The organism is Streptomyces sp. NBC_00370, from assembly GCF_036084755.1.
Lineage (GTDB): Bacteria > Actinomycetota > Actinomycetes > Streptomycetales > Streptomycetaceae > Streptomyces.
The window spans coordinates 6,403,729-6,416,860 of the sequence record NZ_CP107968.1; the positions used below are offsets into that span (position 1 = coordinate 6,403,729).

The 13,132-nt window shown below is 73.0% G+C and carries 12 protein-coding genes; 11 read left to right on the forward strand and 1 reads right to left on the reverse strand.

Going from position 1 to position 13,132, the window contains the following annotated elements:
- The first annotated feature begins 67 nt into the window (after positions 1 to 67).
- From OHS57_RS28610 to OHS57_RS28660, 11 genes are all read left to right on the forward strand, one after another.
- Positions 68 to 1,096 (forward strand): LacI family DNA-binding transcriptional regulator, encoded by a 1,029-nt coding sequence (locus tag OHS57_RS28610; RefSeq protein WP_328583739.1) that lies wholly within the window; start codon positions 68 to 70, stop codon positions 1,094 to 1,096.
- Positions 1,093 to 2,046 (forward strand): carbohydrate ABC transporter permease, encoded by a 954-nt coding sequence (locus tag OHS57_RS28615; protein WP_041983368.1) that lies wholly within the window; start codon positions 1,093 to 1,095, stop codon positions 2,044 to 2,046. Before OHS57_RS28610 ends, OHS57_RS28615 begins: the two co-directional genes overlap by 4 nt.
- Positions 2,043 to 2,909 carry a carbohydrate ABC transporter permease gene (locus OHS57_RS28620; RefSeq protein WP_041983366.1) on the forward strand — a complete coding sequence of 289 codons (867 nt, stop codon included), beginning with the start codon at positions 2,043 to 2,045 and terminating at the stop codon, positions 2,907 to 2,909. The genes OHS57_RS28615 and OHS57_RS28620 overlap by 4 nt, the downstream gene beginning before the upstream one ends.
- Positions 2,909 to 4,228, forward strand: a complete 1,320-nt coding sequence (locus tag OHS57_RS28625) for an ABC transporter substrate-binding protein (protein ID WP_328583740.1) — start codon at positions 2,909 to 2,911, stop codon at positions 4,226 to 4,228. Before OHS57_RS28620 ends, OHS57_RS28625 begins: the two co-directional genes overlap by 1 nt.
- Positions 4,229 to 4,289: 61 nt before the next feature.
- Positions 4,290 to 5,378: an ADP-ribosylglycohydrolase family protein gene (locus tag OHS57_RS28630; RefSeq protein WP_078863367.1), complete on the forward strand. Its 1,089-nt coding sequence runs from the start codon at positions 4,290 to 4,292 to the stop codon at positions 5,376 to 5,378.
- Positions 5,317 to 6,603 (forward strand): ADP-ribosylglycohydrolase family protein, encoded by a 1,287-nt coding sequence (locus OHS57_RS28635; protein WP_443043102.1) that lies wholly within the window; start codon positions 5,317 to 5,319, stop codon positions 6,601 to 6,603. Before OHS57_RS28630 ends, OHS57_RS28635 begins: the two co-directional genes overlap by 62 nt.
- Positions 6,600 to 7,745 (forward strand): ADP-ribosylglycohydrolase family protein, encoded by a 1,146-nt coding sequence (locus OHS57_RS28640; RefSeq protein ID WP_328583741.1) that lies wholly within the window; start codon positions 6,600 to 6,602, stop codon positions 7,743 to 7,745. Before OHS57_RS28635 ends, OHS57_RS28640 begins: the two co-directional genes overlap by 4 nt.
- On the forward strand, positions 7,742 to 9,145 hold the full coding sequence (locus OHS57_RS28645; protein WP_328583742.1) for an ADP-ribosylglycohydrolase family protein: 1,404 nt from the start codon (positions 7,742 to 7,744) through the stop codon (positions 9,143 to 9,145). The genes OHS57_RS28640 and OHS57_RS28645 overlap by 4 nt, the downstream gene beginning before the upstream one ends.
- Positions 9,142 to 10,056: a ribokinase gene (gene rbsK, locus OHS57_RS28650; RefSeq protein ID WP_328583743.1), complete on the forward strand. Its 915-nt coding sequence runs from the start codon at positions 9,142 to 9,144 to the stop codon at positions 10,054 to 10,056. The genes OHS57_RS28645 and rbsK overlap by 4 nt, the downstream gene beginning before the upstream one ends.
- Positions 10,057 to 10,106: 50 nt before the next feature.
- Complete coding sequence (locus OHS57_RS28655; protein ID WP_328583744.1) at positions 10,107 to 11,336, forward strand: CaiB/BaiF CoA transferase family protein; 1,230 nt, start codon at positions 10,107 to 10,109, stop codon at positions 11,334 to 11,336.
- Positions 11,337 to 11,374: 38 nt separating this feature from the next.
- Positions 11,375 to 12,247 carry an HpcH/HpaI aldolase/citrate lyase family protein gene (locus OHS57_RS28660; RefSeq protein WP_328585190.1) on the forward strand — a complete coding sequence of 291 codons (873 nt, stop codon included), beginning with the start codon at positions 11,375 to 11,377 and terminating at the stop codon, positions 12,245 to 12,247.
- 67 nt (positions 12,248 to 12,314) lie between these two features.
- On the opposite strand, the gene OHS57_RS28665 is transcribed toward OHS57_RS28660, so the two are convergent.
- Complete coding sequence (locus tag OHS57_RS28665) at positions 12,315 to 13,091, reverse strand: VOC family protein (protein ID WP_041983352.1); 777 nt, start codon at positions 13,089 to 13,091, stop codon at positions 12,315 to 12,317.
- Positions 13,092 to 13,132: the final 41 nt, after the last annotated feature.

A 13,132-nucleotide genomic window follows, 5' to 3' on the forward strand; every position in this document is an offset into this window, starting at 1 on the left:
GAACTGTAAACGTTTCCAGTTGATGGTTCTGTCAGTAAATGTGCGTCGTGTCAGCAAAGGGGCAAGGATGATGACGTCGAGCGGACCACCGACGGTGGAGACGATCGCGAAAGTGGCAGGCGTCTCGATCGCCTCGGTGTCCAGGGTCATCAACGGACACGGCGCACGCCCGGACACCGTCCGGCGGGTCGAGCGGGCCGTCGCCGAGCTGGGCTACGTGCCCAACGCCGTGGCCCGCTCCCTCAAGGGCGGCAGGACCCGCCAGCTCACCTTCGCCATGCCCGACATAGGCAACCCCACCTACGTGTCGATGGTCCGTCAGATACAGGCCGTCACGAAACCGCTCGGCTACCGGCTGCTGCTGCACTCGACGGACGCCGTCGCCGAGGACGAACTGGGCGTGGTGCGCAGCCTCGCCGAGCGGACCAGCGACGGACTGATCCTCTGCCCGATCCGGGTCACCGACGCGCATCTCGCCGCCATGGAGGCGGCGGCGGGTCCGGTCGTCGTCATCGGCTCGCTGCCCGAGGGCGCGCCGGTCGACAGCGTGCGGGCCGACTCGGTCTCCGGAGTCGTGCTCGCCGTCCGGCATCTGCTGGAGACCGGGCGCCGCAGGATCGCCTTCATCAACGGGCCCGCCGACACCGTGCCGGGCCACAACCGCCGGGCCGGCTACCACAAGGCGCTGGCCGAGGCCGGGATCGTCCCCGACCCCGCGCTGACGGAGACCACCGACTTCGGCATCGAGGCCGGCGCCGCCGCGGCCCACCGGCTGCTGGCCGCCGACCCCGCGATCGACAGCATCTTCTGCGCCAACGACCAGCTCGCGCTCGGCGCCGCCCACGCGGCGCAGGACCGCGGCCTCGACATACCCGGCGATCTGGCGGTGGTCGGCATGGACGACAGTGAACTGGCCAGGGCCGGCTGGCCGTTGCTGACCAGCGTCGACCTCGGCTCGGCCGAGCGCGGCAGGATCGCCGCCGACATGCTGGTGTCCCGGCTCGCCGGCGGTGACGCGCCCCCCGGCAGTCCGGTACGCAGCGAGACGGTCGCCCCCCGGCTCGTCGTACGGGCGTCATCGGCGGTGCCCGCATGAGCGTCGACACCGAGCTGCGGCCCCCGCACGAGGCGGGCACCCCGCCGCCCCGCACCACGGGCGCCAGGCGCCGGGTCCTCGGACTCGACAAGGACGCCTGGTTCCTGCTGCTGCCGGCCCTCATCCCGATCCTCGTGCTCAGCGTCGGCCCGCTGCTCTACGGCCTGTCGCTGGCCTTCACCGACGCCCAGTCCGGCAGGACCAGCTCCACCTCCTTCACCGGGCTCACCAACTTCGCCAACCTCCGGCTCGACTCGCTGTTCTGGGACTCCTTCCGGATCGGCCTCATCTGGGCCGTCTGCGTCACGGCGCTGCAGTTCCTGCTGTCGCTTGGCCTCGCCCTGCTGCTCAACCAGAACCTGCGGCTGCGCTGGCTGGCCCGCACCCTGGCGCTCGTGCCGTGGGCGATGCCCGAGGTCGTCATCGGCATCATGTGGCGGCTGGTCTACAACCCGGACTCCGGGATCCTCAACACCACGCTGCGACATCTGCATCTGATCTCCACCAACGTCGACTGGCTCTCCGACCTGTCGCTCGCCCTGCCCGCCGTCATCGTGGTCGGCGTCTGGGCCGGGATGCCGCAGACCACCGTCGTCCTGCTGGCCGGCCTGCAGAACGTGCCGCTCGAACTGCACGAGGCAGCGGCCCTCGACGGAGCCGGTGTCTGGCGCCGCTTCGCCACCGTCACTTGGCCGACGCTCAAGCCCGTGGTGCTGTCGATCACCGCGCTCAACTTCATCTGGAACTTCAACTCGTTCGGCCTGGTCTACGTGCTGACCAACGGCGGACCCGGCGGCGCCACCCGGCTGCCGATGCTCTTCGCCTACCAGGAGGCGTTCCAGTACGGCCAGTTCGGCTACGCCGCCGCCATGGGATTCGTGATGATCGCGGTGATCGCCGTGCTGCTCGCCGTATTCCTGCGCAACCGCCTGAAGGAGGACGAGCAGTGAGCACCACCCTGCCCATCAGGAAGAAGCGCCGGGCCAAGCGCGCCGCGGGCCGTACGGGACAGTACGTCGCCCTCGTCTGCTACCTGGTCTTCCTCGCCTTCCCGCTGCTGTGGCTGCTGTCCACGGCGTTCAAGTCCCCGCAGGAACTCGGCTCCGTCAACCCGACCTGGCTGCCCGAACATCCGACGCTCGGCAACTTCCGCTCGGCGCTGGACGAGCAGCCGCTGCTGCGCTCCGCGCTCAACAGCCTGATCGTCGCCGGTGTCGCCGCCGTGATCTCGGTGACCATCGCCGTGCCCGCCGCCTACGTGATGGTCAGGTTCCGGTCCGTGGTCAGCAGGCTCGGCACCGGCTGGGTGCTGCTCAGCCAGATGTTCCCGCTGGTCCTGATCATCATCCCGCTGTTCCTGCTGCTGAAGAACGTGCATCTGATCGACTCGCTGGTCGGTCTGATCGTCGTGTACGTCGTGTGGAACCTGCCCTTCTCGCTCTGGATGCTCCAGGGCTATGTGAAGGCCGTACCGCGCTCCCTCGAAGAGGCCGCCTCGATCGACGGCGCCGGCAGGCTGCGCACGCTGCGCAGCGTCGTACTGCCGCTGCTGGCGCCCGGTCTCGTGGCGACCCTGATGTTCTCCTTCGTCACGGCCTGGAACGAGTTCTTCTTCGCCCTGGTCCTGCTCAAGTCACCGGAGAAGCAGACGATGTCCGTGATCCTGACCCATTTCATCGGCGCCGAGGGCGCGGCCGACCTCGGCCCGCTCGCCGCTGCCTCCGTCCTCGCCACCATCCCCAGCCTGGTCTTCTTCGCCTTCCTGCAGAGGCGGCTGACCGGCAGCGCGATGACCGGGGCGGTGAAGGGCTGATGCGCCGCCGTACGTTCCTGGGCGCCGCCGCCGGCACAGCGGCGGCCGCCACCCTGCTCTCCGCCTGCTCCGACGACGGTTCGGACAGCGCCGGGGGAGTCACCACCCTCGACTATCTGTCGCTGGCCTGGCAGACCGAGTCCGTCGCCGCCAACAAGGCGCTCGTGGCGCAGTGGAACAGGGCCCACCCCACGGTGCGGGTCCGCTACATCCAGGGCAGCTGGGACAACGTCCACGACCAGCTCCTGACCTCCTTCGAGGGCGGCGCCGCGCCGGACATCATCCACGACGAGGGCAACGACCTCACGGACTTCGCCTCGGGCGGCGATCTCGCCGACCTGACGCGCTACCTGCCGGCCGACCTCAAGAAGCGCATCCCTCAGTCCAGTTGGGACATGGCCGGCTTCAACGGCGGCGTCTACGGAGTGCCCTTCCTCCAGGAGCCGCGGGTCCTGATCGGCAACCGCCCGCTGCTGGCCAAGGCCGGCATCCGGCTGCCCACCGCCGAAAGGCCCTGGACCTGGAGCGAGTTCGAGGACATCTGCAAGGAGCTGACCGGACCCGGCGGCCGGGCCGACTCGCGGTACGGGGTCGCCTGGGCGATGAAGGAGCCGGTCAACGTGACCGTCAACCTGGCGATGACCACGGGAGGGCGAATCCTCTACCGGGGTGACGACCGCTCCGAGATCCGGTTCGGACCCGCCGACTCCGCCGTCGCCGAACTCATCAACCGGCAGGTCAACATCGATCACTCGGCCCCCGCCAGCGGGCTCGGCATGGGCGGCGGTGACACGCTGCCCGGCTTCTTCGCAGGCCACTACGCCCTGCTGCCGCTCGGCTTCTCGTACCGCCAGCAGGTCCAGCAGCAGGCGCCGAAGGGCTTCGACTGGGTGACACTGCCACTCCCGGTGGGCGAGAAAGCCCCCGACGGCGGACGCGCCCAGGGCGTCAGCCCCCAGACCCTGTCCGTCTCCCAGGACTGCTCGCACAAGCAGGCCGCCGTCGACTTCATCGCCTTCATGACCCAGAACAGCCACCTCGTCCAACTCGCCCGCGGCGACTGGCTGCTGCCCACCGGCAGCGCCGCGCTGCGCGACCCGCTGATAGCCACGGCCAAGACCGGCTGGAGCGTCGGCGTCGACATGGGCGCCCACCTCACCGCCTCACCCGTCCTCGGCGTGCGCGGCTTCCCCGAATGGAAGGACAAGATCGCCGCGCCCGCGCTCCAGCAGTACTACAGCGGCTCGATCGGTCTCGGCACGCTGCGCGACAAGCTCGTCAGAGACGGCAACCGCATCTTCGACCGCTACCGGAGCTAGGTCCTGTCCGGCCGACCACGCACCACCCAGCCACACCGAGCACCAAGAAACGGCACACGGCATGAACGCACTACCCGCCCCACCGTCCGAGTCCGGCGCTCCGCCGGTGCCCCCGCCCCCCGGAGCCGCCCGGCCCCGGCCGGCGGCGGGCACCCCACGTGACCGCGCGCGGGGGGCACTGACCGGCCTCGCCGTCGGGGACGCGCTCGGAGCCCCGGCGGAGAACATGAAGCCGTCCCAGATCAGACAGCGCTGGGGCCGTATCGAGGACTTCGTCAGCGACGACCCGGCGGGCACGGACGACACCGAGTACGCGATCCTCTCCGGGCTGCTGCTCGCCGAGCACGGCGCGGCGCTGACCACCGCCGACGTCGAGACAGCCTGGCACCTGTGGATCGCCGACCGCGACGAAGGCCCCTTCAGGGGCGCAGGGTTCAGCGAGCGCGGCACCCTGGAGAACCTCAGGCGCGGACTCGCGGCGCCGATCAGCGCCCAGCACCGGCACGCCTGGAGCGACGGACTCGCCATGCGCGCCGCCCCGTTCGGGGTGTTCGCGGCTGGCCGCCCCGGCGAGGCCGCCCGGCTCGTCGCCATCGACGGCACCATCAGCCACGACGGGGAGGGCATCTACGGCGGCCAGGCCGCGGCTGCCGGTGTCGCGGCCGCCATGACGGGCGCCGGCTGCTCAGAAGTGATCACCGCCGCGCTCTCCGTCATCCCCGAGGACTCCTGGACCGCCAGGTCGCTGCGGCGCGCCGTGACCACCGCGCGCCGGGTGCGGCTCGACCGGTCGCTGAGCGTCCTGGAGAGCGAGCGTGCCCTGCGGGCCGCCGTCGTCATCGGCGGCTACCCCTGGACCGATCTCGCCCCCGAGGCCGTCGGCCTCGCCTTCGGCGCCTTCGCCCTGGCCGACGGCGACTTCAGCCGCTCCGTACTGACCGCGGTCAACATGGGCCGCGACGCCGACACGACAGCCGCCATCGCCGGCGCCCTCGCCGGAGCGCTCGGCGGATACGGGGCGGTCCCCGAGCACTGGTCGTCCGTGATCAAGCCGGTACGCGGCAGCTGTCTGCCCGCCATGGCCGGCTATCACGTGCTCGACATCGCGGATCTTCTCGTACCCGACCAGGAAGGACGGGCCGCCTCGTGACAGCGCGCACCGAACTGAAGCACCAGGGATCCGCGCCGGGGGAGGCCGAGGGGGCGCCGGTACCGGCGGCGCCGAGGCGCCGCGCCGGGTCGAGGGGCTGCTGCTCGGCCTCGCCGCCGGCGACGCCGCGGGCTGGCCCGCCGCCCGCCACCGCGCGGCCCGGATGCCCGAGTGGACCCGCCGGCTCACCCGTGAACTCGACACGTTCGCCGAGCAGAACGCCACCACCACCCTGCCCGTGCCGATCGCGCTCAACCAGCCGCCGGAGCCGCTGCGGCTCGGCCCGTCCGACGACGCCGAGTGGGCGGCGTTCACCGCCGAGTCGATCATCTCCTCGCACGGCAACATGCTCAGCGACCTGACCAACGACCGCAGGGTCCGCGCGGCCGTCGACCTCGCCTGGATCTCCCTGGCCGCCGAGATCTCGGCGGCTGCGGCGATGGCGCCCGAGGTGGAGTCCGCCGTGATACCGCTCCGGGCCCGGATCTCCGTACGGGCCGGACTCGGCAACCTCGCCACCGGACTGCGCCCGCCCGCGACCGGACACGACAACCCGCACTTCTTCGACGACGCCGCCTGCGGGCGCGCCTGCGTCCTCGCCGTCGTGCACCCCGGCGACCCGGCAGCCGCCGCCGACCTCGCCGAGTACGACGCGCGCTACACCCAGGACGGCGACGGCGTGCTCGGCGCGCGGGCGATGGCGGCGGCCGTCTCGCTGGCCCTGGCCGGCGCGCCGGTCACCGACTGCGTCGGCGCCGCCCTGGCCGAGCTGCCGCCCGAGTCCGAGATCGGCCGCAACGCGCGACAGGCCGTCGCGCTCGTCCAGGCCGCGTCCGAGGGTGCACCGGGCGGACCGGGGCACGCGTTCGCCCTGGTCCCCGTACTGGAACACCAGATCATCGACCACGTCTACAGCTACGGGATCGCGGCGGCCGAGACCGTCCCCGTCGCGCTCGCGCTGGTGCTGGCGGCCGGCGGCTCCCTCGGCGAAGCCGTACCCGCCGCCGCCTGTCTGTCCCGGGTCGCCGACTCGGCGCCCGCCCTCGCGGGGGCGCTCGCCGGCGCCGTCCAAGGGGCCGAAGCCCTGCCGCCCGCCTGGCGCGACGCATGCCGCACCCTCGCCGGCTGCGCCCTCCCGCGCCAGGCCGGCACCGACCTGGTCGACCTGGCCGGCCGGCTCGCCCGTATCGAACCCACCGTCCCGGAAGGATCCCGTCTCTCATGAAGCTGACCCTGGAGGACCGCGTCACCGGCTGTCTGGTCGGCGCCGCCGTCGGCGACGCGCTCGGCGGCCCGGTCGAGGGCTGGAGTCCCGAACAGATCACCGAACGGCACGGCGGCCGGGTGCGCGGCATCGTCGGCCCCTTCTACGAGAACTGGCGCACCGCCAGGCCCATCGCGCCGTACCACAAGGGCGACGGGTACGTCACCGACGACACCTTGATGACGCACGCGCTCGTCCGGGTCTACGGCACGGTGCGCGACCACCTCGACGCGTACAGCGTCGCCGACCATCTGGTGCCCGACCTGATCGGCACCCCCCGCTGGATCCCGGAGCTGGAGGCCGAGGCGCTGCCGCTCCAGCGGATCTTCCTCGCCGAGAAGTGGATCGTGGCCCGGCTGCACTACGGCCATGTCGACCCGCGCGAGGCGGGCGTCGGCAACATCGTCAACTGCGGTGCGGCGATGTACATGGCGCCCGTCGGCGTCGTCAACGCGGGCAATCCGGCAGCCGCCTACACCGAGGCGCTGGAGGTGGCGGCCCCGCACCAGTCGTCGTACGGACGCGAGGCGGCGGGCGTCTTCGCCGCCGCCGTGGCCGCCGCCTTCCGCCCCGGTGCCACCCCCCGCTCGGTGGTCGACGACGCGCTGGCGCTCGCCAAGGACGGCACCCGCGCCGCGATCGAGGCGGTGTGCGAAGTGGCCGTGAAACACGACGACTTCGAGTCCGCGCTGGCACCGCTGCGGGAGGCCGTCGCGCCGTTCGACACCGTGGGACCCGAGTACCGGCAGCCCTCGCTCGGCGCCCGCAGGCCCTCCCGGCTGCACTCCATCGAGGAACTGCCCGTCGCGCTCGGCATGTTGCTCGTCGGCGGCGGCGACTTCCACGACACCGTGCTCGGCGCGGTCAACTACGGCCGCGACTGCGACTCCATCGCCACCATGGGCGGCGCCATAGCGGGAGTCCTCGGCGGCGCCGCCGGCGTCCCCGCCGAGTGGAGCGAGGAGGTGGCACGGGCCAGCAAGCTCGACCTGACCACCCCCGCCGACGAACTGGCCGTCGTCACCCGCGAGGTGTTCGACCGCGACGTCATCCGCAGGCGGGAGCACGAGACCGCCTTCGCCGCCCTCGCGGACGTGTCATGACCGGCCTCCGGCTGACCTGGGTGCAGCCCGAGGACCTGGTGGGCCACGAACTGCGCCAGGCACGCGAGGACGGCAGGGACGCGGCCGACGTCGAACGGCGCTGGCTCGCCGCCGGGGGCCACCGCGCGCCCGAGCTGGCCGGGGCGTCCCCGGGACCCGCCGACCCCGCGCTGCGCGCGCTCGCCGGGCGACTTCTCGACGAACTGGCCCTGATCCCGGCCCCTTCGGCCGCCGAAGAGCCCACCGGCCTGGCAGAAATCCGGGCAGCCGCAGCGGCACCGGCGTCCCCGGCCGCCCGGCCCGTCGGCGCCGGGCTCACCCAGCGGCTCGAAGCCGGCTGGCTGGGCCGCGCTGCGGGCTGTCTGCTCGGCAAGCCCGTCGAGAAGCTGCCGCTCGCCGGTATCCGGGAGATCGCGCGCTCCACCGGCAACTGGCCGCTGGACGGCTGGTTCACCGAACGCGGCCTCGACCCCGAGGTCGCGGCCCGCTGGCCGTGGAACCGCCGCAGCAGGCCCACCTCGCTGGCCGAGAACATCGACGGCATGCCCGAGGACGACGACCTCAACTACCCGCTGCTCGGCCTGCTGTTGCTGGAGTCGCACGGCCACGGCTTCCGTACGCGGGACGTGGCGGAGCTGTGGCTCGCCGAACTCCCTGCGGGCCGCACCTTCACCGCCGAGCGCGTCGCGTACCGCAATCTGCTCGACGGCGTCGAGCCGCCCGCCACCGGACAGCTGCGCAACCCCTTCCGCGAGTGGATCGGCGCCCTCATCCGCGCCGACATCTTCGGCTGGACCCACCCCGGCGACCCGCGCGCCGCCGCCGAACAGGCCTGGCGTGACGCCGTCCTGACACACACCGCCAACGGTGTGTACGGCGAGATGTTCGCCGCAGCGGCCGTCGCCGAGGCGTCGGCCGGTGGCGGCGATGTGCACGCCTGTCTGCGGGCCGGGCTCGCCGTCGTACCCGAACGCTCCCGGCTGGCCCGCGCCGTACGGTTCGGCGTCGCGGCGGCGCGGGCCGAACCGACCGGAACCATCGACGGGTTCGCCTCCGTCGTGGACCAGCTGCACGCCGAGTACGGCCACCACCACTGGGTCCATGTGCTGCCCAACGTGGCCCTGCTCGCCGCCGCCCTCACCCACGCCGAAGGCGACTTCACCGGCTCCATCTGCCGGGTCGTCTCCGGCGGCTGGGACACCGACTCCAACGGCGCCACGGCCGGCTCGATCGCCGGACTGCTCGCCGGGACCCCGGACGCGCTCCCGGCCCGCTGGACCGCCCCACTCAAGAACCGTCTGGCCACCACGGTCGGTGGTCTCGACGGGATCGGCTTCGACGAACTGGCCCGGCGCACCGCCGCGTTGGCCATCGCCGCCCAGGAGGACACCACACCATGACCGCAGCTACCGCAGCGAGGATCGTCGTCCTCGGCAGTACGAACATGGATCTGGTCGCCTACACCAGCACGGCCCCGGCGCGCGGCGAGACCGTCACCGGCCGGTCCTTCGTCACCGTCCCCGGCGGCAAGGGCGCCAACCAGGCCATCGCGGCGGCCCGCGCCGGCGGCTCCGTGTCCATGATCGGCGCCGTCGGTGAGGACGACTTCGGCAGCCGGCTGCGCGCCACCCTGGCGGAGTCCGGTGTGGCGACCGGCGCGCTGCGCACCGTGCCGGGCCCGAGCGGCACCGCGCACATCGTCGTGGACGACGCCGGGGAGAACGCGATCGTCGTGGTCCCCGGCGCCAACGGCACCGTCACCGCGCTCGCCGAAGGCGATGAGGACGTCATCGCCGCGGCGGGCGCGCTGCTGCTCCAGCTCGAACTGCCCATGGAGGCTGTGCTGGCCGGTGCCGGCGCCGCCCGCCGGCACGGCGTACGGACGATCCTGACGCCCGCCCCCGCGCAGCCGCTGCCCCCCGAACTCCTCGCCGTCACGGATCTGTTGGTCCCCAACGAACACGAGGCAGCCACCCTCACGGGCAAGGACGACGCCTGGGCGGCGGCGCCCGTCCTGCTCGAATCCGTACCCGAGGCCGTGATCACGCTCGGCGCGGAGGGAAGCCTGTACGCGGCCCGTGGCCAGGAGCCGCTGCTCGTCCCCGCGCGCAAGACCCGCGCCGTCGACACCACGGCCGCCGGTGACACCTTCGTCGGCGCGCTGTCCGTCGCTCTCGGCGAAGGCGTCCCCATGCCGCGCGCGCTGGCCTGGGCCTCGGCCGCCTCCGCCCTGTCGGTGGCCGAGCAGGGCGCCTCGTCCTCCATGCCGGAGCGCTCACGCATCGAGGCGCTGGCCGCCACCGCACCCTGACCCGTCCTCCCCGCCGGACACCCTGCCGACACGAAAGGCCCAGGCACGCCATGCAGCAACAGCCCCCGGACGACGACCACTCGGCGCCCCGGCACCCCGGCCCGCTCGACGGGCTGCGCGTGCTGGACATGGCGACGCTGTTCGCCGGTCCGCTCGCCGCCACCATGCTCGGTGACTTCGGCGCGCAGGTGACCAAGATCGAGCATCCGCTGAAGCCCGACCCGTCCCGTGGCCACGGCCCCAGCAAGGACGGCGTCGGCCTCTGGTGGAAGCACCTCGGCCGCAACAAGCGCAATCTGACGCTCAACCTGTCCACCCCCGGCGGTCGGGACGTGCTGCTCAAACTGGCCGCCGACGCCGATGTGATCATCGAGAACTTCCGCCCCGGCACCCTGGAGAAATGGGGTCTCGGCTGGGAGGAGCTGTCCGCGGTCAACCCCCGTCTGGTGCTGGCCAGGGTCACCGGCTTCGGCCAGTTCGGCCCGTACTCCACCCGGCCGGGGTTCGGCACCCTCGCCGAGGCCATGAGCGGCTTCGCCGCCGTCACCGGCGAGCCGGACGGGCCACCCACCCTGCCGCCCTTCGGCCTCGCCGACTCCGTGGCCGCGCTGGCCACTTCGTACGCGGTGATGACCGCGCTGGCGGGCCGCGACCGCACCGGCGAGGGCCAGGTCGTGGACATGGCGATCATCGAGCCGATGCTGGCCATGCTCGGCCCGCAGATCCTGTGGCACGACCAACTCGGCTATGTGCAGCCGAGGACGGGCAACCGGTCAGCCAACAACGCCCCGCGCAACACCTATCGGACCGCCGACGGCAAGTGGCTGGCCGTCTCGACCTCCGCCCAGTCCATCGCCGAACGGGTCGTACGGCTCGTCGGCCACCCCGAGTTCATCGACGAGCCGTGGTTCGCGACCGGCGCGGGCCGCGCCCAGCACGCCGACGCCCTGGACGAGGCGGTCGGCGGCTGGATCGCCCGGCACGACGCCGACGAGGTGGTCGCGGTCTTCGAGAAGGCACAGGCCGCCGTCGCGCCGATCTACGACGTGCGGGACGTGATGGCCGATCCGCAGTACCGCGCGCTCGGCTCCATCGTCCGCGTCGAGGACGAGGAGTTGGGGCCGGTGCAGATGCAGAACGTCCTCTTCCGGCTCTCCGCGACACCCGGCGCCGTCAAATGGGCGGGCCGTCCGCACGGCGCCGACACCACCGAGATCCTGGCCGAACTGGGCCTGAGCGACGACGAGATCGCCGGACTGCGGGAAGGCGGCGCGCTGTGAGCACGGGATCCGTCACCGCGCCCCGCGCGCCGGGCGCCATGGACACCGTACTGACCTGGCTGTACGCGCCGGGCGACCGGCCCGACGTGGTGGCCAAGGCGCTGCGGTCCGGCGCCGATGTGGTGCTGGTCGACCTGGAGGACGCGGTCGCCCCCGACCGTAAGGAGTACGCCAGGGCCGCCACCGCCGAGTTGCTGGCGCAGCCCGCGCCGGGCCCGGCCGCCGTCCATGTGCGGATCAACGCGATCGGAGGGCAGCACGCGGCGGCCGACCTGGCGGCGCTGGCGTCGCTGCCGGGGCTCGGCGGTCTCCGGCTGCCGAAGGTCGCTGTCGCCGCCGAGATCGCCGATGTCGTACGGCAGCTACGGGCCCGGCCGGACGGCGACGCGGGCCACGGCGGCGCCGTCCCCGGTCTCTACCCGCTGCTGGAATCGGCGCTCGGCATCGAGAACGCCTTCGCCGTCGCCACCGCCGATCCCGCCGTGCGGGGGATCGCGCTCGGCGAGGCGGATCTGCGGGCCGATCTGGGCATGAGCGACGAGAACGCGCTCGCCTGGCCGCGCGCCCGGGTCGTCGTGGCGGCCCGCGCGGCGGGACTCGCGCCACCGGCGCAGTCCGTCTACCCCGACGTCAAGGATCTGGCCGGGCTCGCCGAGTCCTGCGCGCGGGGCCGCGCGCTCGGGTTCCTCGGCCGGACGGCCATCCACCCACGGCAGTTGCCGGTGATCGAGCGGGCCTATCTGCCGACGGTCGCCGAGGTGGCGGCGGCCAGGGAGACGGTTGCCGCTGCCGAGACCGACGGGGGAGCGCTGGCGCTGCCCGACGGCCGGTTCGTGGACGCGGCCGTGGTGGCGGGGGCCCGCCGCACCCTCGCACTCGCGGACCGCGCGGCGGCGCCCCGGCACAACTGACGCCCCGTCACGGCCGTGGTGCCCGTCGGGCGTCGCCGTCGTGCCTGGGCGGCCTCGCCGCAAGCGCTCAGCGGGAGGTGGACCTGACGATCGTGAAGACCGCGCCCTCCGGGTCGGCGACCTTCGCCGCCCGGCCCGTCTCCTCCTCGTGCGGCGGCTGGATGACGTCCCCGCCGAGTTCGGTCACGAGCCGCGCCGCCGCGTCCGTGTCCTCCACCTCGAAGTACGTCATCCAGTGCGAACCCAGCTCGCGCGGGAGGGAGTTGCCCAGGCCGTGCAGCGAGGCGACAGGCCGTCCTGCGAGCCGCAGCGTCAGATAGTCGAAGTCGGCGGAGACGACCGCCTCGGCGTCGTAGCCGAAGACCGCCTGGTAGAACTTGGCGACCGACGACGTCTCCCGGGTCAGCAGCTCGTTCCACGCGGGCGTGCCATGGGACTGCGCGACCGCGGTCCCGGTGTGCGCCCACGCCTGCCAGATGCCGAAGACCGCGCCGGCCGGGTCGGAGGCGATGGCCAGCCGGCCCGCCTTGCCCGCGTCCAGCGGGCCCACGCCGACGGTGCCGCCGCAGCTCCTGATGGTCTCGGCGGTCGAGTCGGCGTCGTCGGTCGCCAGATACGTCGTCCAGGCGATGGGCAGATGCCGGTCGGGCGGCAGCTCGCCGATGCCGGCGACCACCTGACCGTCGAGCGTCCCGCGCACATAGGGGCCGAGCTGCCCGGGGCCCTCCTGGAACTCCCAGCCGAACAGCGCGCCGTAGAACTCCTGGGTCGCGGCCAGGCCGTGCACCATCAGACTCACCCAGCAGGGCGTGCCTGGAGTGCGCCGGATCGCTGCCTCGGTCATCGACTCTCCTCGTGTACCCGGCGGACTCGCGGGGTGCGTCC

Bases quoted from the DNA above. Each gene is read 5' to 3' on its own strand.
- OHS57_RS28610 (WP_328583739.1), top strand. From the start codon at position 68: ATGATGACGTCGAGCGGACCACCGACGGTGGAGACGATCGCGAAAGTG.
- OHS57_RS28615 (WP_041983368.1), top strand. From the start codon at position 1,093: ATGAGCGTCGACACCGAGCTGCGGCCCCCGCACGAGGCGGGCACCCCG.
- OHS57_RS28625 (WP_328583740.1), top strand. From the start codon at position 2,909: ATGCGCCGCCGTACGTTCCTGGGCGCCGCCGCCGGCACAGCGGCGGCC.
- OHS57_RS28630 (WP_078863367.1), top strand. From the start codon at position 4,290: ATGAACGCACTACCCGCCCCACCGTCCGAGTCCGGCGCTCCGCCGGTG.
- OHS57_RS28640 (WP_328583741.1), top strand. From the start codon at position 6,600: ATGAAGCTGACCCTGGAGGACCGCGTCACCGGCTGTCTGGTCGGCGCC.
- OHS57_RS28645 (WP_328583742.1), top strand. From the start codon at position 7,742: ATGACCGGCCTCCGGCTGACCTGGGTGCAGCCCGAGGACCTGGTGGGC.
- rbsK (WP_328583743.1), top strand. From the start codon at position 9,142: ATGACCGCAGCTACCGCAGCGAGGATCGTCGTCCTCGGCAGTACGAAC.
- OHS57_RS28655 (WP_328583744.1), top strand. From the start codon at position 10,107: ATGCAGCAACAGCCCCCGGACGACGACCACTCGGCGCCCCGGCACCCC.
- OHS57_RS28660 (WP_328585190.1), top strand. From the start codon at position 11,375: ATGGACACCGTACTGACCTGGCTGTACGCGCCGGGCGACCGGCCCGAC.
- OHS57_RS28665 (WP_041983352.1), bottom strand. From the start codon at position 13,091: ATGACCGAGGCAGCGATCCGGCGCACTCCAGGCACGCCCTGCTGGGTG.